Raw genomic sequence first — 17,490 nt, 5'->3', positions numbered from 1 at the left:
CGATAAAAAACAGACCAAGCAAGGAATCCAGACATGCGCCCATTGCTCTTCGCACCTGTGTTGCTGGCCGCCTCCGTCGCCCAGGCGGCCGACTCGGTAAAGATCTACAACTGGTCCAGCTACATCGCCCCCGACACCCTGAAGAACTTCCAGCAGGCCAGCGGCATCGTGCCGACCTACGACGTGTTCGACAGCAACGAAACCCTCGACGGCAAGCTGATGACCGGCAACTCCGGCTACGACGTGGTGTTCCCCTCCAACCACTTCATGGCCCGGCAGATCCAGGGCAAGGCGCTCAAGCAACTGGACAAGACCCAGCTGCCCAACTGGAAGAACCTCAACCCGGTGCTGCTCAAGGCCCTGGAGGTCAACGACCCGGGCAACCAGTACGGCTTCCCTTACCTGTGGGGCAGCACCGGGATCGGCTACAACATCGACAAGGTCAAGGCGGTGCTCGGCGACAACGCCCCGCTGGATTCCTGGGACCTGATCTTCAAGCCCGAGTACATCAGCAAGCTGAAAGGCTGCGGCGTGGCGGTGCTCGACAACGGCCCGGAACTGTTACCTATCGCCCTCAATTACCTGGGCCTGCCACACCACAGCCAGAAGCCCGAGGATTACGATAAGGCCAAGGAGCTGCTGATGAAGGTGCGCCCGTTCATCAGCTACTTCCACTCCTCCAAGTACACCGGCGACCTGGCCAATGGCGATATCTGCGTGGTGGTGGGCTTCTCCGGCGACGTGCTGCAAGCCAGGAACCGCGCCGAAGAAGCCAACAACGGCGTGAAGGTCGGCTACTCGATTCCCAAGGAAGGCGCGCCGATGTGGTTCGACATGGTCGCCATGCCGGCTGATGCCCCGGACGAAAAAGCCGGTTACGCCTACATGAACTACCTGTTGCAGCCCGAGGTGATGGCCAACATCAGCAACCATGTGCAGTACGCCAACGGCAACCTCAAGGCCGACACCCTGGTCGACCCGGCGCTCAAGGCCAATACCATGATTTACCCGAGCGACGAGATGCTTGGCAAGCTCTACGCCCTGGAGGCGATGCCAGCCAAGATCGACCGCATCCGCACGCGCATCTGGACCAGCATCAAGGCCGGCAATTGATATAAGTAACGCCCCGGCCCTGCTTACCCGCGGCAATCTCCAGTGATTGCCGCGGGGATCGGCCCCCGGCTGCCTTGTACCGCCGGGACACTTTCATGCCGTTGGCCAACCTGCCCTACTTTCATCCTGATGCCCTGCGCGCAGGTTATCTGCATCACCTCGAGCACCTCGACGCCAGGCAACCGCTGAGCGCCGCGCAACGACAATCCCTGCAACGACTGGGCGACGACCCGGCGCTGCGCGTCGACCGCCTGGATGCGGTGACTGGCGATGGCCAGGCCATAGCCCTGGACACCACCTTTCTGCTCAGCCGCGCCGACTGGCCCGAAGTGTTCATCTACAACCCCGACATCGGCCTGCAACGCTTTGCCGATCGGCGCCAGGCCAAGCAGACGCTGCTGGGCCTGCAGGATAATTCTGCGCTGATGGCAACAGTGCTGCGTTACGCACCACAGGCGCAACAGCAGTTACTGCAGCGCCAACCTGCTGTGGATTTTCAGGTCAATCTGCTGGCTGCGCCGCTGTTCGACAGCCTGATGTTGACGATCAATGATCGCCTTGCCGACCAGGCCGCCCCCCTGCACACCCAGCAAGCAGCGCCCTCGACCGCCACATTGCAGCAACTTGCCCGCACCCTCGGCAACGCCAACCTGGATGCGCAATCGATGCAAACCCAGGTCGGACAATTGGCCCAGGAGTACCAGGCCATGCTTGCCCAGCGCCCGAGCCTCAGCTCAGTCACCCGGGCACTGCTCAAGCACGAACTGTCCAGCTTTCTGCACAAAGCCCCTCCCCTGCACGCCATCAGCGTGCAACCGGAGGGCCGCAGTACTCCGGTCCTGTCGCTGCTCGAACTGATCTGGCACCCCACCGATAACAGCCAATGGCGTGCCAGCGCCACCACCGCGACTGAACTGCCGACCCCCTTGCCGTTGCTCCCGCCGGCCTTGCTCGGCCATAGCGCCAGACGCTTGCGCCAGCACCTTCGCGGGCAACTGCAAGCAGTATTGATGCGCGACGGGCAACTGAACCAAGACTACCAGGAGCAACTGCTGGCCCTGCTCAGCACGCTGGCCGGACGCCTGGGCGTTGCCTTTGCGCCTGCTGCGCTGCCCTCTCGGCGGTCGCGGATTCTGGCCCTGTACGACCGGGCCATCGCTGCGCGCCTGCCGGGCAACGTGGTCAAGGCCTTCAACCGCTATATCAGCGAAACCGATGCCATTGGCGCAGCCCTGCGCGACCTGCAGGATCGCGCCAGGGCAGAGACTGTTGCAGCCCATGCACCCGAGTGGCTGCGCCAGGCCTCGGTAGAAGATCAACATGCCTACTTGCGCGTGTTGGCCAGCAACCTGCTGGGCGCAAACGATGATTACCTGTTCGATATCCCCGAAATCGACACCTATGCCCGCGAACAACTGCAGCAGCGCCTGGACCAGGATTTCGGCCCCGGCCACTACCGGCCTGAAGATATCCAGGTCACCACCAACCGCTGGATCACTGCGCCGCCACTGCCCGGGGAAATCCCCTTGTCACTGCCGGCCAGCTACGTGCGCCATCGCCAGTCCCTGGTTGACTATGCGCTCGATCATTACCGCGACTGGGACAACGCAATCACCCTGGTGACCGACCAGAAGGGTGAGCTGCTGCCACCCACCTTGCGCAGCCAGTATGTTCGCAAGGTGGCCAAGGCGCTGGATATTGGCGGCCACTACCAGCGCCTGCTGCAGCAGAAATTCGCCGAACACGACCCCGACTATGCCCGGCGCCTGGCAACCTTCTGCCGGCAACTGCCCGGGCAAATGCTCGAAGCGGCCTGGCGTGCCCGCCTCAAGGGCGAACTCGATGGCGCAGCGCTACAGACGGTTACCCAGGTACTGGAACTGCCAGAAAACCGCACACAGCACATGACACCACTGCTGTTGGTGGCCGATAGCGGGCTTGAACCGGACCAGGTGCCTGGCCTGTACCTGATCGGCAATCAGCAGGCGGGCCCGCTGGTGCTGTACAGCCCTTACGACAGCCGCCAGGCCTATCGGCAATTTGCCGATAGCCGCGACCTGCTGAAAAAGATCAGGACCACGCCAGCGTTGCAGGCCTTGCTGCTCGTGCGTATGCCAGCGCAGATGCGCAAACGCTATGGGCGCGGCGGCTTTGAAGAGCCACACCTGCCATTTAGTGTGGAATCGGATTTCGACCTGCCGTTTTCCCGCCCCGGCCCCATCACCCTGGCCTGGCGTCCGATCGCGGGCAACCTGTTCAAGCAACTGTTCGTGGATAACGCCCAGATGCTCCAGGACATGGCCCACGCCCAGCTGGTGACCCTCGAAGAGGCGCGCTGGCAAACCTTGAAGAACCTGCTCGGCCAGCTGTGGTTGCAAGCCAGCCTGTTTCTGCCGGGCAGGCTGGGCACGCTGCTGGGTATTTTCCAGACCGAAACCAGTGTGCTGCAAACCCTGGAAAAAGCCGACCGCAGCAACTGGAGCCAGTCACTGGCCGAACTCTGCGCGGCGCTGGTGCAGGGCCTGCTGGTTGGCAAAGACGCCGTCGGGGTCGAATCGCTGGAGAAGTTCTGGAAAAATCAGGAGAGCAGCCCGGCGCCCGAACGCCCGCAACCGGTCGAAGCCGGCGGTGTGCTGAGCGACCTCAGCGGCCGCCATACCCGTCGGGTCGTCTCCCGGGAACAGATCGCGATACTCGCAGTTGGCATGCCACAGATCCAGCGCGTAAACCCTTATCGCGGCAACCTGATCCGCGAAGCGCACGATACTGCAGTAACCTACCTGGTGAACTGCCACTTTAACATCAGCCGCACCACAGCCCGCCAGCTACCCCTGCAAACGGCCAGGGTCCTCAGGGACTTCTTCAACGTCGCGGATGTATCCGACACACTTCTGCTGCAAGTCAGCAGGCCGATAGAAAAACTGCTGACGCTGCTGTTGTCGCGTAATTACTCACCCGCCCATTCGACTCGCTATGTCATGGGCAGCAGAGTCGGTGCGCCTATCGATGCCAGCGCCTTCGTCAACCCGGCCGACCGCAGGCGGCAGATCTTTCTGCTCGACGCCTTCTTCGACAACCCGACCATCAACCAGTTGCCGCTACAACGCCGATACGCCCAGCCGGCAGCCGCCAACCTCACCCGCGCCTTTACCTTGCTGCATGAACTGTCTCACCTGGCCTGCCAGACCCGCGACATCACCTACACCCTGGGTGTTGCCCCGTACGCCGACTGGCTGATCCCCGGCCCCGAGCGCGCCTGGCTGGAACGCGCCCACGAAAGCGGCTTCAGCGCCATGACGCCGATGAACAAGTTGTTCACGTTGTACGATGAAGACACTGGCAGGCTGCGCGACTTGCGTCGCAGCGATCGCAAAGGCAAGAAACTGATCCTGAAGATCACCGGCGCGCAGGATCTGCAGCAAGCTCGTCAGGTGTTCCTGAGTGACAGCGAAAAACGCGCGCAGATCATGCTGTTCAATGCCGACAGCCTGGCATTGCTGATCTACCGGTTGGGCGCAGAAATGCACCCTTGAAAGGAGGCGACCCCGCCACCCAGAAGCGGCGGGGTCGGGCAATCAATGATGCTCGCGGGTAGCGCGGAACTTCACATCCGGCCAGCGCTCTTCCATCAGCGCCAGGTTGACCCGGGTCGGGGCCAGGTAGGTCAGGTGACCACCGCCGTCGATGGCCAGGTTCTCCACGGCCTTGTTCTTGAATTCCTCAAGCTTCTTCTTGTCCTCGCAGCTGATCCAGCGCGCCGACCAGACGGTGATCGGCTCGTAGGCACACTCGACCTTGTACTCTTCCTTCAGGCGGCTGGCGACCACATCGAACTGCAGCACACCGACGGCGCCGAGGATGATGTCGTTGCTGCGCTCGGGGAAGAACACCTGGGTCGCGCCTTCTTCGGCCAGCTGCTGCAGGCCCTGGCGCAGTTGCTTGGACTTGAGCGGGTCTTTCAGGCGCACGCGGCGGAACAGCTCCGGGGCGAAGTGCGGAATACCGGTGAAGCCCAGGGCCTCGCCTTCGGTGAAGGTGTCACCGATCTGGATCGTGCCGTGGTTGTGCAAGCCAATGATGTCGCCGGCCCAGGCCTCTTCCAGTTGCTCACGCTCGGAGGAGAAGAAGGTCAGCGCATCGCCGATACGCAGGTCCTTGCCGGTGCGCACATGGCGCATCTTCATGCCTTTTTCGTAACGGCCGGAGCAGATACGCATGAAGGCGATACGGTCGCGGTGCTTGGGGTCCATGTTCGCCTGGATCTTGAACACGAAACCGCTGAACTTCTCTTCGGTCGGCTCGACAGCGCGCTCGTTGGCCTCGCGCGGCAGCGGGCGTGGCGCCCAGTCGACGACGGCATCGAGCACATGGTCGACACCGAAGTTGCCCAGCGCGGTACCGAAGAACACAGGGGTCAGCTCGCCGCGCATGAACTCGTCCTGGTCGAATTCGTGGCAGGCGCCCTGTACCAGCTCCAGCTGCTCGAGGAAGCGCTCGTATTCGTCGCCCAGGTGGGTACGGGCTTCATCGGAGTCGAGCTTCTCGATGATCTTCACCTCGGTGCGCTCGTGGCCATGGCCCGGGGTGTAGACAATGATGTAGTCGCCGGCCAGGTGATACACGCCCTTGAAGTCGCGGTAGCAACCGATCGGCCAGGTGATCGGCGCTGCCTTGATCTTCAATACCGCTTCGATTTCGTCGAGCAGTTCGATCGGGTCGCGGATGTCACGGTCGAGTTTGTTGATGAAGCTGACGATCGGCGTGTCGCGCAGCCGGCAGACGTCCATCAGGGCGATGGTCCGCGGCTCGACGCCCTTACCGCCGTCGAGCACCATCAGCGCCGAGTCGACGGCGGTCAGGGTGCGGTAGGTATCTTCCGAGAAGTCTTCGTGGCCCGGGGTGTCGAGCAGGTTGATCATGTGCTCGCGATAGGGGAACTGCATCACCGAGGTGGTGATGGAGATACCACGCTGCTTCTCCATTTCCATCCAGTCGGAGGTGGCATGGCGGTCGGACTTTCGCGATTTCACCGTACCGGCAACGGCAATCGCCTTGCCCATCAGCAACAGCTTCTCGGTGATGGTGGTCTTACCCGCATCGGGGTGGGAAATAATGGCGAAGGTGCGGCGTTTCGCGACTTCGGCGGCCTGGTTGGTCATGGGAAATCGCCTGGCAGGTGATTCAAAAAGGGCCAGTATCATACCCGAAGTCGAACGGGGACCAAAGCCTGAGGCCTCCGCCTGTCGCGCGAAACGAAGTGTAGGCTACTTGTGTCCAGGCAAATTTTCAGTGAAGCCCTCAAGAGTGACAGGCCCGCGGTCTGGCATGTGTGCAACCAGCTCGAGTGTTCCACCCATTGCCTCGACATAGCTACGCAGAGTCGAGATCAACATATCGCTACGTTTTTCAATCTTGGAAATATTCGCCTGACCTACCTCCAGCCGCTTGGACATTCCTTCCTGAGTCAACTCCAGCTGTTTGCGCAACGCCTGCAGGGTCATTTCCTCGCGGATCAACTCACGCCCGCGTTGTTCGACACGCGCCCTTCGTTCGGGCGCAAGGCTGTTGATGACATCATCAAGTGTTTTGGACATGCTCCTCACCTCCTGACAGATACCTGTCGAAGCGCTCATCGGCGCGCCGAATCAAATTTCGATAAAACCGTTTCTGGCTGACTCCAGCCTTGTCACCCGCAACCAGGATAACGGCGCGACGCTTGGGATCGAATGCAAAAGCCACCCGCCAGACGCCATTCATAGCTTCAAACCGCAACTCCTTCATATTGGGGTGTCGAGATCCGTTCAATGTATCCACTCGCGGACGCCCAAGGGCGGGTCCACAGCTTTCCAGCAACCTAAGCTGGCCGAGCAATTCGTCCTGAACCTTTTCATGCAGCCCCTCGAAATCAGCAAGAAACTCAGCACAGAACCCAATTGACCATGGCAATAAAATACCTCCAGAGGAATATTCCCTCAAGCGACTATCATGAACTTTTCCACTGCAATGCTGAGCTTCATGACAGACGGCTGGATAGCAGACGTATCACTGGTGCCAGGGAGGAAATGACCGGTTTTCTGGTGCGAAGCGCCTCGCGTCTCAGGGATTAACGCTGGCCAAATGCCGCTTCAGATGGGAACCTTTACGGCTGTGGAGGCGTCCACTGCCCTGATACGCAATCGGTCATGACCGTTCGTCAGGGTTGGTTTCACCGGCACTACGAGCCTGACGAGGCTTCGCTTATGGCGTGTTCCGCTCCGTTTCCGGACAACGCGCTGCTTATCGCGATCACACTGCCTGCCGCCTGGAATGGTGGCCGCCACGGGAGTGTGTTCGCCGACAACAAAAGGAGTCCGCCTGTGGCTAAAAGCTATGGCAAGGGGCTGATGGGATGTGCCTTCGTGCTCGTCATCCTGGCCCTGCTGATCCACTGGATCGGCATCGATACGATCGCGCACTACCGCGCCGATCTGTGGTTCTACCTGCAAGCGCACCTGATGCTGGTGTTGCTGTCGATGGTGGCGGCGTTAGCCGTGGGCATACCCGCCGGGATTGCCTTGAGTCGACCGCACCGGGTCGACCGCGCCGAACGCTTCATGCAGTTTTTCAACATTGGCAACACCATTCCCCCTCTGGCCGTTCTGGCCATTGCCCTGAGTTTCCTGGGCATTGGCGCCGGTCCCGCGATCTTCGCGCTGTTCCTCGCTTCCCTCCTGCCAATCGTGCGCAACACTTACGAAGGCCTGAAAAACGTACCCGCCCTCGCTCAAGGAAGCCGCCACCGGCATCGGCATGACCCCGGGCCAGACCCTCTGGCGTGTCGAGTTGCCCAACGCCGTGCCGATCATCGTCGGCGGTGTGCGGGTGGCCCTGGCGATCAACGTCGGTACCGCACCGCTGTCGTTCCTGATCGGCGCCAACAGCCTGGGCAGCCTGATTTTTCCCGGCATTGCCCTGAACAATCAGCCGCAACTGCTGCTTGGCGCTGCCTGCACCGCCCTGCTCGCCCTGCTGCTCGACGCCCTGGTGGCGCAGTCCAGCCGCCGTTGGCTTGAACGCGGCCTGGCCCACTAAGCGAAGGAACTGTCATGAAAAGAATCGCCTTGTTGTTGGGCGCGGCCCTGCTGTTCGCAGGATTTGCCCAGGCCGCGAACAAACCTGTGATCCGCCTCGGTGCGCGGGTCTTCACCGAGCAGACGGTACTGGCTGAAATCACCGCCCAGTACCTCAACCAGCATGGTTTTGACGTGCGCATCACCGGCGGCCTGGGCAGCAACCTGGCCCGCAGCGCCCACGAAACCGGGCAGCTGGACATGGTCTGGGAATACACCGGCGTCTCGCTGGTGTCCTACAACCATATCGACGAACGCATGCCCAGCGCAGCGGCCACCTACGCCAGGGTCAAGGAGCTGGATGCGCAAAAAGACCTGATCTGGCTGACACCGTCGAAGTTCAGCAACACCTACGCCCTGGCGCTGCCGCGCAAGGTTGCCGACCAGTACCCGCAGGTCAACAGCATCAGTGAGCTGAACCAGGTGCTGCGCGACGAGAAGGACCGCACCCACGTGGTGGCCCTGGACACCGAGTTCGCCAACCGCCCCGACGGCCTGGTGGGCCTGACCGAAACCTACGACCTGCAACTGACCCGCCGCGACATCCGCCAGATGGACGCCGGCCTGGTCTACACCGCGCTGCGCAACGGCCAGGTGTTCAGTGGCCTGGTGTACACCACCGACGGGCGCCTGAGCGCCTTCGACCTCAAGCTGCTGGAAGACGACAAGCACTACTTCCCCGACTACACCGCAGCCCCGGTAGTGCGCAAGGCCGTGCTCGACGCCAACCCGCAACTGGCCAGCCTGCTCAAACCGCTGGCCGAGCAGCTCGACGACGAGACCATGCGCCAGCTCAACGCCAAGGTCGATGTCGAACACCAGAGCCCGGGCAAAGTCGCCGCCGAGTACCTGCGCCAGCATCCACCTGCACAGGAGCAGCCATAACATGCTCGATACCTTTACCCACCTCGACTGGGCCCAGGTACTGCACCTGACCTGGCAGCACATCACCCTGGTCGGCATCGCCGTCAGCCTGGCGATTGTCTTCGGCGTACCGCTGGGCATCCTCATGACCCGCTTCCCGGCCCTCGCCGGCCCCCTGCAGGCCAGCGCCACGGTGCTGCTGACCATCCCCTCGATCGCCCTGTTCGGCCTGTTGCTGCCGTTCTACTCCAAGTTCGGCCAGGGCCTGGGGCCGCTGCCGGCGATCACCGCGGTGTTCCTCTATTCGCTGTTGCCGATCCTGCGCAACACCTACCTGGCCCTGACCAATGTCGAACCGGGTATTCGTGAAGCCGCCCGCGGCATCGGCATGACCTTCGGCCAGCGCCTGCGCATGGTCGAGCTGCCCATCGCCGTACCGGTAATCCTTGCCGGAGTGCGCACCGCCGTGGTCATGAACATCGGCGTCATGACCATCGCCGCGACCATCGGCGCCGGTGGCCTGGGCGTGCTCATCCTCACCTCCATCAGCCGCAGCGACATGTCGATGCTGCTGGTCGGCGCCGTGCTGGTGAGCCTCCTGGCCATCTTCGCCGACCTGCTGCTGCAAGCCCTGCAACGCTCCCTGACTCCAAAAGGACTGCGCCCATGATCGAACTTCAGAACCTCAGCAAGACCTTCCACGCCAACGGCAAAGACGTCAAAGCCGTCGACTCGGTCAGCCTGACCGTCAACGAAGGCGAGATCTGCGTGTTCCTCGGCCCCTCCGGTTGCGGCAAGAGCACCACGCTGAAAATGATCAACCGCTTGATTGCGCCGACCTCGGGCAAGGTGCTGATCAACGGCGAAGACACCACCGGCCTTGATGAAGTGACCCTGCGCCGGCGCATCGGCTACGTTATCCAGCAAATCGGTCTGTTCCCCAACATGACCATCGAGGAGAACATCACCGTGGTCCCGCGCCTGCTCGGCTGGGACAAGCAAAAATGCCACGAGCGCGCCCGCGAGTTGATGAGCATGATCAAGCTCGAGCCCAAGCAATACCTGCAACGCTACCCGCGTGAGTTGTCCGGTGGCCAGCAACAGCGTATCGGCGTGATCCGCGCCCTGGCCGCCGAAGCGCCCTTGCTGCTGATGGACGAGCCGTTCGGTGCGGTCGACCCGATCAACCGCGAGATGATCCAGAACGAGTTCTTCGAGATGCAGCGGGCGCTGAACAAGACCGTGATCATGGTCAGCCACGATATCGACGAGGCGATCAAACTGGGTGACAAAATTGCGATTTTCCGTGCCGGCAAGCTGATCCAGATCGACCACCCGGACACCCTGCTGGCGCACCCTGCCGACGACTTCGTCAGCAACTTCGTTGGCCAGGACAGCACCCTCAAGCGCCTGTTGCTGGTGCGTGCCGAAGACGCCGCCGACAACGCGCCGTCGGTCAGCCCGGAAACGCCAGTGGCCGACGCCCTGGAGCTGATGGACGAACATGATCGCCGCTACGTGGTGGTCACCGATGGGCAGAACAAGGCCATGGGTTACGTGCGTCGTCGCGACCTGCATCGCCAGCAAGGCAGCTGCGTTGATTTTCTGCGCACCTTCAACGCCACCGCCTCGCACGATGAGCACCTGCGCATCCTGCTGTCGCGGATGTACGAGTTCAATCGCTCATGGTTGCCGGTGCTGGACGCCGAGCAGGTGTTCCTCGGCGAAGTGACCCAGGAATCGATCGCCGCTTACCTGAGCTCGGGGCGGTCGCGGGGGGGCAAGACCAGCATTGTGTCGCCGGCTGAAGCGGTCGCGTAACGCTGAAAAGCATCGCGGGGCAAGTCGGGTCGCCGCACCGCCGCTCCTACATGGGGGAGCGGCGGTGCGGCGACCCGACTTGCCCCGCGATCAGGCCTCAGAAACCTACACTGGCCTGCACATAGAAGGTGCGCGGCTCGCCCAGGTAGATCCCCGAGTTGTTGTCGCTGGAGCGGGTGTAGTACTGCTTGTCGAAGATGTTCTTCACCCCGGCCGCGAGCTTGAGGTTCGACAGCTCCTTGCCGAAGTCATAACCACCGCGCGCCGCCCAGGTCACGTAACCAGGAATGTCGCCGTACTGGCCATCGGCACTCGGTTCGGTGATGTAATTGCCGTTGAAGCTGCCGTCGGCATTCATGCCGGTGCCCGGTGCGCGTTGTTTCGATTGAGCGTAGGCATCGAGGTTCCAGGTCCAGCGATTGATCTCATAGCGCAGCCCGGCATTGACGATTTGCCGCGAATAAAACGGCAGGTCACGGCCCTTGAAGCCAGGGATCTCGCCTTCATAGGTGGCCCGGGTGTAGGTGAACCCGGCATTGGCACTCAGGCCCTGCAGACGCGGGTCGAGCCCCGACAGGTCGTAGTGCATGGAGGCTTCGATACCCTGGTGCTTGGTGGCGCCAAGGTTGGTCCAGCCGATGTCGTTGCTGATGTACTGCAACTCGTCATCGAAGTCGATGTAGAACGCGGTCAGCTCACCACCCCAGGTACCGTTGTTGTAGCGGGTGCCGACTTCATAGGTCTTGGCTTTCTCGGCCTGCAGGCCGTTGGCGGTCTGGTCGCCACTGCCACCCTGGCCGAGCTGGAAGTACTGCAGGCTGCCGAACGAGGTCTCGTAGTTGGCGAACAGCTTCCATTCATCCGACAGGTGATACATCACGCTCAGCGCCGGTAGCGGCTCGTTGCTGGTCACGCTGCGGTTCTTTTCCTGCACCGGCACGCCGTTGGTACCACGCACCGGGCGCTCATGCCAGTCGGTGTTGATGTGCTCGAAACGGATCCCCGGGGTGATGGTCCAGTTGCCGACATCGATCTTGTCATCGATGTAGTAGGCGCTGGCTTCAGTGCCACCGGTGCGGTCCTGGAAGACATGGCCGTCGGAGCCCGGGGTCACGGTCGGGACATTGTTGATCAGCGCCAGGCGGGTCGACTGCTCGTGCATCGCTTCTTTCAGGTAGCGGTAACCAACGCTGACTTCCTGAGTGGTCGGGCCTGCGAAGAAGATCCGCGACAGCCGCGGCTCGATGGCGAAGGTGTGGTAGCTGCGCGGGTACGACGACAGGGTCTTCTGGTCACGGGCAGCGATGCTGCTGCCGCGGAAGCTGTCGGTGTAGTAGGTCTGCACTTCGAACTGGGTGACGTCGTCGATCTGGCGCAGGTACTTGAACGACACGTCCTTGCGCCGGCCGCTGAAGGTGTCGTAGTCGCGGTCGGACTGGTACGGATCATCGTCGAACTGGGCCTGGGTCAGGCCGCCGGGCATGTCGGCCTTGGCGTCGTAGTAATGAAAGTTGAGCCAGAATTCGTCACTGTCGGTCACCGCCCAATGGGTCTTGAGCAACACGTCATCGATATCGTTGTCGTTGTTGCTGCTGCGATAACCGTTGCCGTTGACCCCGGAGTACAGCAGCGCCGCACCCAGGCCATTGTCGGCAGTGCCGCCGAGGAAGGCCGATTCGATGTGCTTCCAGCCGCCATGGCGGGAGGTTTCCATCGTCGTCGACAGCTCGCCGGTGGCTTTCTCGGGAATGGCCCGGGTGACGAAGTTGATCACCCCGCCGACGTTCTGCGGGCCGTAGCGCACCGACCCAGCACCGCGCACCACGTCGATGCTGTCGAGGTTGCCGGACGAGATCGGCGCCATCGACAGTTGTGGCTGGCCGTAAGGCGCAAAGGCTGCCGGAATGCCATCGATCAATACCGTGGAGCGTGGCGACAGCCGTGAGGTCAGGCCGCGCACACCAACGTTCAGGGCGATGTCGCTGCCGCCGGTACCGTTGGAGTCCTGCACCTGCACACCCGGCACGCCGCGCAGCACATCGCGTACGTTCAAGGCGCCCTGCTCGATCATCGCCTCGCGGCGCACCACGGTACGCGCACCGGGATGGTTGTGGACCACGGTTTCTTCGGCGCTGCCCAGCCAGTCACCGACGACTTTGACGTCGGTGGGTGCCAGCTCGAGGCTGCCGGTGGTCAGGGTGCCGGCGCTTTGCGCCGGGTGCAGGACCACGGTGCCCTGAGAAATTTCATAAGTCAGGCCGCTGCCCTCAAGCAACGCCCGCAGCGCCTCTTCCGGTTGCAGGTTGCCGGAGACCGCTGGTGCCTGCTTGCCGGCCACCAGCTCGGGGCTGAAGAACAGTTGCAGCGACGTCTGCTGGCCCAGTTGGCTCAAGGCCGAAGCCAGCGGTTGGGCCTGGATCTGGATGCTGGCTGGTGCCGGGGCGGCATAAGTGCTGGCGATACCGCCACTGACAGCCAGTGCCAGGGCCAGGGGCAACCAGCGGGAAGAACGCGGGGAAACGTTGTTGTTGTTCACGTCGTCGAGAGGTCCTGAGGGTCCATATAAATGTCAATGCCATGCAAATGGAAATGCTTGGCAGTTGCAGTTGGCCAGGAAGACGAACAACTGGAAAAAAACCTGAATTTATTTTGCGATTATTTCGCGGGAGCCGTCGGCATGGGCCTTGATCGCCACCGGCAGGATGCTCGGCAGCGCCCGCAGCAAGGCGTCGGTGTCGTCGGCGTTGAAGGTACTGCTCAGGCGCAGCGCGGCAATTTTGCCAGGGGCGACACACAGGGGCTGCTCGCGGTAGCGCGAGACTTCCTTGACCACCTCGCTGAGCGGCGCGTCGTTGAACACCAGCTTGCCCTTGCGCCAGGCGGTCACAGCTGCGGTATCTACCGCATAGGGTGCCGCCACCTGACCGCGAGCATCGATATGCGCCCCCAGGCCTGCGCTCAGCAAAGCCTTGGAAGCATCGCGACCTTCAACCCGCACCGAGCCGTTTTCGACCGCCACACGGGTTTGCTCCGGGTCCTGGCGCACATCGAAACGAGTGCCGGTCACGGTTACCGTGCCTTTGTCGGTGCTGACCACAAAGGGCCGCGCGCTGTCGTGGGCGACGCTGAACATCACCTCGCCCTGGCGCAACTGGATATGCCGCTGACCGGCGCTGAATTGCACGACCAGTTGCGTACGACCGTTGACCTCCAGCTGTGAGCCATCCGGCAGGTCGAGTTGGCGCCGCTCGCCCAGGGCGGTTTGCAGCTGGCCCTGGTAATTAAGTTGATGCTGCTGCCAGCCAAACCAGCCCAACCCCAGCGCCAGGGTCGCGACGCCGGCCGCCAGCGCCTGGCGAATAAAGCGTCGACGCGGCAACTGGCTGACCGGATCGGCCTGGCACAGCGCTTCGAGCCGCGCACGCGGCACCTGCCCGGCTGCGCCCCAGAGCGTGCCCAGCAGATCGAATTCAGCTTGATGCTGCGAGTGCTCGGCCAGCCAGCGCTGCAACTCGCCCTGTTGCGCCGGCGCCAGCGCGCCATCGCGGCTGCGGGCAAACCACTGGGCTGCCTGCTCGCGCACGGTCTCGTTGCCGCACGGGCACGCCTGCTGATTCATGAAAACATTCGCCTGACTCATCTCGTCGACACATCCAGGTGCTCACGCAGATGCCGGAGCGTGCGGATCATATACTTTTCGACCATGTTCTTGGTCAAGCCCATGCGCTCGGCGATCTCGGCCTGGGTCAGGCCTTCGAGCTTCTGCCAGATGAACACCCGCCGGCAGTTGAGCGGCAGTTCGGCCAAGGCCCGTTCGACACTGTCGGCCAGTTCCACGGCATTCATGTAGGCCTCAGGATCGCCGCTGGCGTCGATGCCCGGCTCGAAGGCGTCCTGCTCCAGGGCCTGGCGGCGGTCTTCACGGCGGTAACCGTCCACGGCAATGTTGCGTGCGGTCTGGTGCAAATAGGCGCGCGGTTGTTCGACCCCCGCCTGGTCATTTTCCAGTACCCGCACAAACGCATCATGCGCCAGGTCCTCGGCCTGCTGACGACTGCGCAATTTGCGCGTCCAGGTGCCGATCAGCTCATGGTAGTGGTCGAGAAAGCCTTTGTGTCGCGACACGATGCACAGCTCTTCGCAGGCGATGAGGAATGGCGCGAATAGTAATGTTTCTTATTAAGGCCGGCAATCGAAGATCACCACTGCCGACGAAGCGTTCGAGCGGAAAAAAAAATCACGAAAATGTGTGTAGATAATCGGCTGCCAGTGCGGAAAAAAATATGAACGGCCAGCCTTCGATTCATGGTTACGCCGTCACCTCATTGCCCGCCAAAGTTACCGCCTTTTCCCGTACTTTCGCCACCAACTTTGACTATTGCATCCATTTGCGTGTTCTACGATAGATCCCGGCGTATACCGGTATTTTTAACGCTTTTGTCATCAAATTGAACATCTACTGTTTACCTGGGTCGGTTAGAAAGTGGCTGGCCAACCCGGGGCGACGGACGTGTGCAAAAACGCGACATTTTTTGTTGATCTCGAGCCCCTCAGGTCCTAAAGTTCGCGCCGAACGTCCATGCTGGAAACGATCCATCCGGCTCAAGTACTGACGACGAGACAGCAAGGTCACCCGTAGCTCGCTTCATCACGCACGGTTGACCTTTTTGCTTTCGGCGACATGCCTTGGGAAGTAGGCGAACCAAAGTGGGGATACGGAGGACGTTCAGTTGCAGCCACTTATTTTTTCAGTTTGCCCATGGAGTCCCTAAGCATGTCGATTCAGGTCGAAGACTACTTCGCGCGCGATACCTTCCAGAAAATGAAGGCCTTCGCCGACAAGCAAGAAACCCCGTTCGTGCTCATCGACACGCAGATGATCAGCCAGGCCTACGACGACCTGCGCGCCGGTTTCGAATTCGCCAAGGTCTACTACGCGGTCAAGGCCAACCCGGCCGTTGAGATCATCGACCTGCTCAAGGAAAAAGGCTCGAGCTTCGACATCGCCTCGATCTACGAGCTGGACAAAGTGATGGGCCGCGGTGTCAGCGCCGATCGCATCAGCTACGGCAACACCATCAAGAAGTCCAAGGACATCCGCTACTTCTACGAGAAGGGCGTGCGCCTGTACGCCACCGACTCCGAAGCCGACCTGCGCAACATCGCCAAGGCCGCCCCGGGCTCGAAAGTCTACGTACGCATCCTCACCGAAGGCTCGACCACCGCCGACTGGCCACTGTCGCGCAAGTTCGGCTGCCAGACCGACATGGCCATGGACCTGTTGATCCTCGCCCGCGACCTGGGCCTGGTGCCTTACGGCGTGTCGTTCCATGTGGGCTCGCAACAGCGCGACATCAGCGTCTGGGATGCAGCCATCGCCAAAGTGAAGGTGATCTTCGAGCGCCTGAAAGAAGAAGACGGCATCGAGCTCAAGCTGATCAACATGGGTGGCGGCTTCCCGGCCAACTACATCACCCGCACCAACAGCCTGGAAACCTACGCCGAGGAAATCATCCGCTTCCTCAAGGAAGACTTCGGTGACGACCTGCCAGAAATCATCCTCGAGCCAGGCCGTTCGCTGATCGCCAACGCCGGCATCCTGGTCAGTGAAGTAGTGCTGGTGGCGCGTAAATCGCGTACCGCCGTCGAGCGCTGGGTGTACACCGATGTCGGCAAGTTCTCCGGCCTGATCGAAACCATGGACGAGTCGATCAAGTTCCCGATCTGGACCGAGAAGAAAGGCGAGATGGAAGAAGTAGTGATCGCCGGCCCCACCTGCGACAGCGCCGACATCATGTACGAGCACTACAAATACGGCCTGCCGCTGAACCTGGCCATCGGCGACCGCCTGTACTGGCTGTCGACCGGCGCCTACACCACCAGCTACAGCGCGGTGGAGTTCAACGGCTTCCCGCCGCTGAAAGCCTACTACCTGTAACACAAAAAACCGGGGGCATCATTGCCCCCGGGCTCCCCTGGTCATCATCTGCGTGATCGGGGTTATCAATGCGTGAGCACGGTCTACAGGACTTCCTTAGTCCTGACCGCGAAGCTCAATGGCGCACCTTCATATGCATTCAAATACCTGTCGCCATCCCGATTGTTGTAGTAGCTCTTTATCTCGTGACCCTCATAGTCACGCAGGATGAAGTGGCGTTCTTGCTGACCGTACCACTCTGCGTGCGGCTGAACTTTCCAGAAGAAGGTAATTTCATTTTTACCGTACAAGCCGAGATAGCCCCCACTACTTCTGCCCAGCTTCTTCCCCAGGTAACCATCGACCCTGGATGCGCAGGTAATGTCGTAATGAATCCGGTCACCTTGATCTTCAACGAACTGAAAATGAAAATCGATCGGCCATACCCGCAGCCCATGCCCCACTATCTGTAGCCAGCCACTTTCTGCAAAATCAAACTCGGTACGTTGTGCACTGATGCCAACCTGTCCTGAACGGCCGGCTTTGGTTGAATACAGGGTAGCGATAAACGATTTATCAACAAGATCCACCATTCTCAAGTCCTTTAAAATATCGGGCAGGCACATTGAGCTTGGGCGTTCCGTCGTGAGCAGGGCAGGCTGCATT

Annotated in this window: 13 protein-coding genes and 1 pseudogene; 7 read left to right on the top strand and 7 right to left on the bottom strand. The window is 61.4% G+C overall.

The window, feature by feature from the left end; translation table 11 throughout:
• Positions 1-33 precede the first annotated feature (33 nt).
• Together ACZ9A3_RS01430 and ACZ9A3_RS01425 are read left to right on the top strand one after the other, a co-directional pair.
• Entirely contained in the window at positions 34-1,113 is a 1,080-nt protein-coding gene (locus tag ACZ9A3_RS01430) for a polyamine ABC transporter substrate-binding protein (protein ID WP_476252062.1), read from the top strand.
• Between the two features lie 95 nt (positions 1,114-1,208).
• Entirely contained in the window at positions 1,209-4,646 is a 3,438-nt protein-coding gene (locus ACZ9A3_RS01425; RefSeq protein WP_476252061.1) for a dermonecrotic toxin domain-containing protein, read from the top strand.
• Positions 4,647-4,688: 42 nt separating this feature from the next.
• Here the strand turns inward: ACZ9A3_RS01425 and ACZ9A3_RS01420 are convergent, their stop codons facing one another.
• From ACZ9A3_RS01420 to ACZ9A3_RS01410, 3 genes are all read right to left on the bottom strand, one after another.
• The gene (locus tag ACZ9A3_RS01420; protein ID WP_093388118.1) at positions 4,689-6,272 is read right to left on the bottom strand and encodes a peptide chain release factor 3; all 1,584 of its coding nucleotides are present in this window, start codon (positions 6,270-6,272) and stop codon (positions 4,689-4,691) included.
• Between the two features lie 105 nt (positions 6,273-6,377).
• A complete protein-coding gene (locus ACZ9A3_RS01415) occupies positions 6,378-6,707 on the bottom strand; it encodes an XRE family transcriptional regulator (RefSeq protein WP_093388115.1) in 330 nt (109 codons plus the stop codon).
• Positions 6,691-7,089: a type II toxin-antitoxin system RelE/ParE family toxin gene (locus ACZ9A3_RS01410; RefSeq protein ID WP_256326784.1), complete on the bottom strand. Its 399-nt coding sequence runs from the start codon at positions 7,087-7,089 to the stop codon at positions 6,691-6,693. Before ACZ9A3_RS01410 ends, ACZ9A3_RS01415 begins: the two co-directional genes overlap by 17 nt.
• Before the next feature lie 380 nt (positions 7,090-7,469).
• Here ACZ9A3_RS01410 and ACZ9A3_RS01405 point away from each other — a divergent pair.
• The 4 genes and pseudogenes from ACZ9A3_RS01405 (at position 7,470) to ACZ9A3_RS01390 (ending at position 10,907) form a co-directional block, all read left to right on the top strand.
• A pseudogene (locus ACZ9A3_RS01405) lies at positions 7,470-8,184 on the top strand (ABC transporter permease).
• A 14-nt stretch (positions 8,185-8,198) separates the two neighbouring features.
• Complete coding sequence (locus ACZ9A3_RS01400; RefSeq protein WP_045196254.1) at positions 8,199-9,107, top strand: glycine betaine ABC transporter substrate-binding protein; 909 nt, start codon at positions 8,199-8,201, stop codon at positions 9,105-9,107.
• 1 nt (position 9,108) lies between these two features.
• Positions 9,109-9,756: an ABC transporter permease gene (locus ACZ9A3_RS01395; protein ID WP_045196252.1), complete on the top strand. Its 648-nt coding sequence runs from the start codon at positions 9,109-9,111 to the stop codon at positions 9,754-9,756.
• Positions 9,753-10,907: an osmoprotectant ABC transporter ATP-binding protein OsmV gene (locus ACZ9A3_RS01390; RefSeq protein ID WP_195885715.1), complete on the top strand. Its 1,155-nt coding sequence runs from the start codon at positions 9,753-9,755 to the stop codon at positions 10,905-10,907. Before ACZ9A3_RS01395 ends, ACZ9A3_RS01390 begins: the two co-directional genes overlap by 4 nt.
• Before the next feature lie 97 nt (positions 10,908-11,004).
• On the opposite strand, the gene ACZ9A3_RS01385 is transcribed toward ACZ9A3_RS01390, so the two are convergent.
• From ACZ9A3_RS01385 to ACZ9A3_RS01375, 3 genes are all read right to left on the bottom strand, one after another.
• Positions 11,005-13,443 carry a TonB-dependent siderophore receptor gene (locus ACZ9A3_RS01385; RefSeq protein ID WP_045196248.1) on the bottom strand — a complete coding sequence of 813 codons (2,439 nt, stop codon included), beginning with the start codon at positions 13,441-13,443 and terminating at the stop codon, positions 11,005-11,007.
• A gap of 108 nt (positions 13,444-13,551) precedes the next feature.
• Positions 13,552-14,526, bottom strand: coding sequence for a FecR family protein (locus ACZ9A3_RS01380; RefSeq protein WP_476252060.1), 975 nt, complete (start codon positions 14,524-14,526; stop codon positions 13,552-13,554).
• A gap of 17 nt (positions 14,527-14,543) precedes the next feature.
• Positions 14,544-15,032 carry an RNA polymerase sigma factor gene (locus tag ACZ9A3_RS01375; RefSeq protein WP_045196243.1) on the bottom strand — a complete coding sequence of 163 codons (489 nt, stop codon included), beginning with the start codon at positions 15,030-15,032 and terminating at the stop codon, positions 14,544-14,546.
• 649 nt (positions 15,033-15,681) lie between these two features.
• On the opposite strand from ACZ9A3_RS01375, the gene ACZ9A3_RS01370 reads away from it, so the two are divergent.
• Positions 15,682-16,845: a type III PLP-dependent enzyme gene (locus ACZ9A3_RS01370; RefSeq protein WP_036993923.1), complete on the top strand. Its 1,164-nt coding sequence runs from the start codon at positions 15,682-15,684 to the stop codon at positions 16,843-16,845.
• A gap of 83 nt (positions 16,846-16,928) precedes the next feature.
• Here the strand turns inward: ACZ9A3_RS01370 and ACZ9A3_RS01365 are convergent, their stop codons facing one another.
• Positions 16,929-17,489, bottom strand: a complete 561-nt coding sequence (locus ACZ9A3_RS01365) for a hypothetical protein (protein ID WP_476252059.1) — start codon at positions 17,487-17,489, stop codon at positions 16,929-16,931.
• Position 17,490 lies beyond the last annotated feature (1 nt).

Source organism: Pseudomonas sp. TE4620, assembly GCF_056279045.1.
The sequence above is the reverse complement of the archived record's forward strand: the minus strand, read 5'-3'. Positions and strand labels throughout refer to the sequence as shown.

Excerpts from the sequence above, each read along its gene's own strand:
- ACZ9A3_RS01430 (WP_476252062.1), top strand. The coding sequence starts at position 34 with ATGCGCCCATTGCTCTTCGCACCTGTGTTGCTGGCCGCCTCCGTCGCC.
- ACZ9A3_RS01425 (WP_476252061.1), top strand. The coding sequence starts at position 1,209 with ATGCCGTTGGCCAACCTGCCCTACTTTCATCCTGATGCCCTGCGCGCA.
- ACZ9A3_RS01420 (WP_093388118.1), bottom strand. The coding sequence starts at position 6,272 with ATGACCAACCAGGCCGCCGAAGTCGCGAAACGCCGCACCTTCGCCATT.
- ACZ9A3_RS01415 (WP_093388115.1), bottom strand. The coding sequence starts at position 6,707 with ATGTCCAAAACACTTGATGATGTCATCAACAGCCTTGCGCCCGAACGA.
- ACZ9A3_RS01400 (WP_045196254.1), top strand. The coding sequence starts at position 8,199 with ATGAAAAGAATCGCCTTGTTGTTGGGCGCGGCCCTGCTGTTCGCAGGA.
- ACZ9A3_RS01395 (WP_045196252.1), top strand. The coding sequence starts at position 9,109 with ATGCTCGATACCTTTACCCACCTCGACTGGGCCCAGGTACTGCACCTG.
- ACZ9A3_RS01390 (WP_195885715.1), top strand. The coding sequence starts at position 9,753 with ATGATCGAACTTCAGAACCTCAGCAAGACCTTCCACGCCAACGGCAAA.
- ACZ9A3_RS01380 (WP_476252060.1), bottom strand. The coding sequence starts at position 14,526 with ATGAATCAGCAGGCGTGCCCGTGCGGCAACGAGACCGTGCGCGAGCAG.
- ACZ9A3_RS01370 (WP_036993923.1), top strand. The coding sequence starts at position 15,682 with ATGTCGATTCAGGTCGAAGACTACTTCGCGCGCGATACCTTCCAGAAA.
- ACZ9A3_RS01365 (WP_476252059.1), bottom strand. The coding sequence starts at position 17,489 with ATGCAGCCTGCCCTGCTCACGACGGAACGCCCAAGCTCAATGTGCCTG.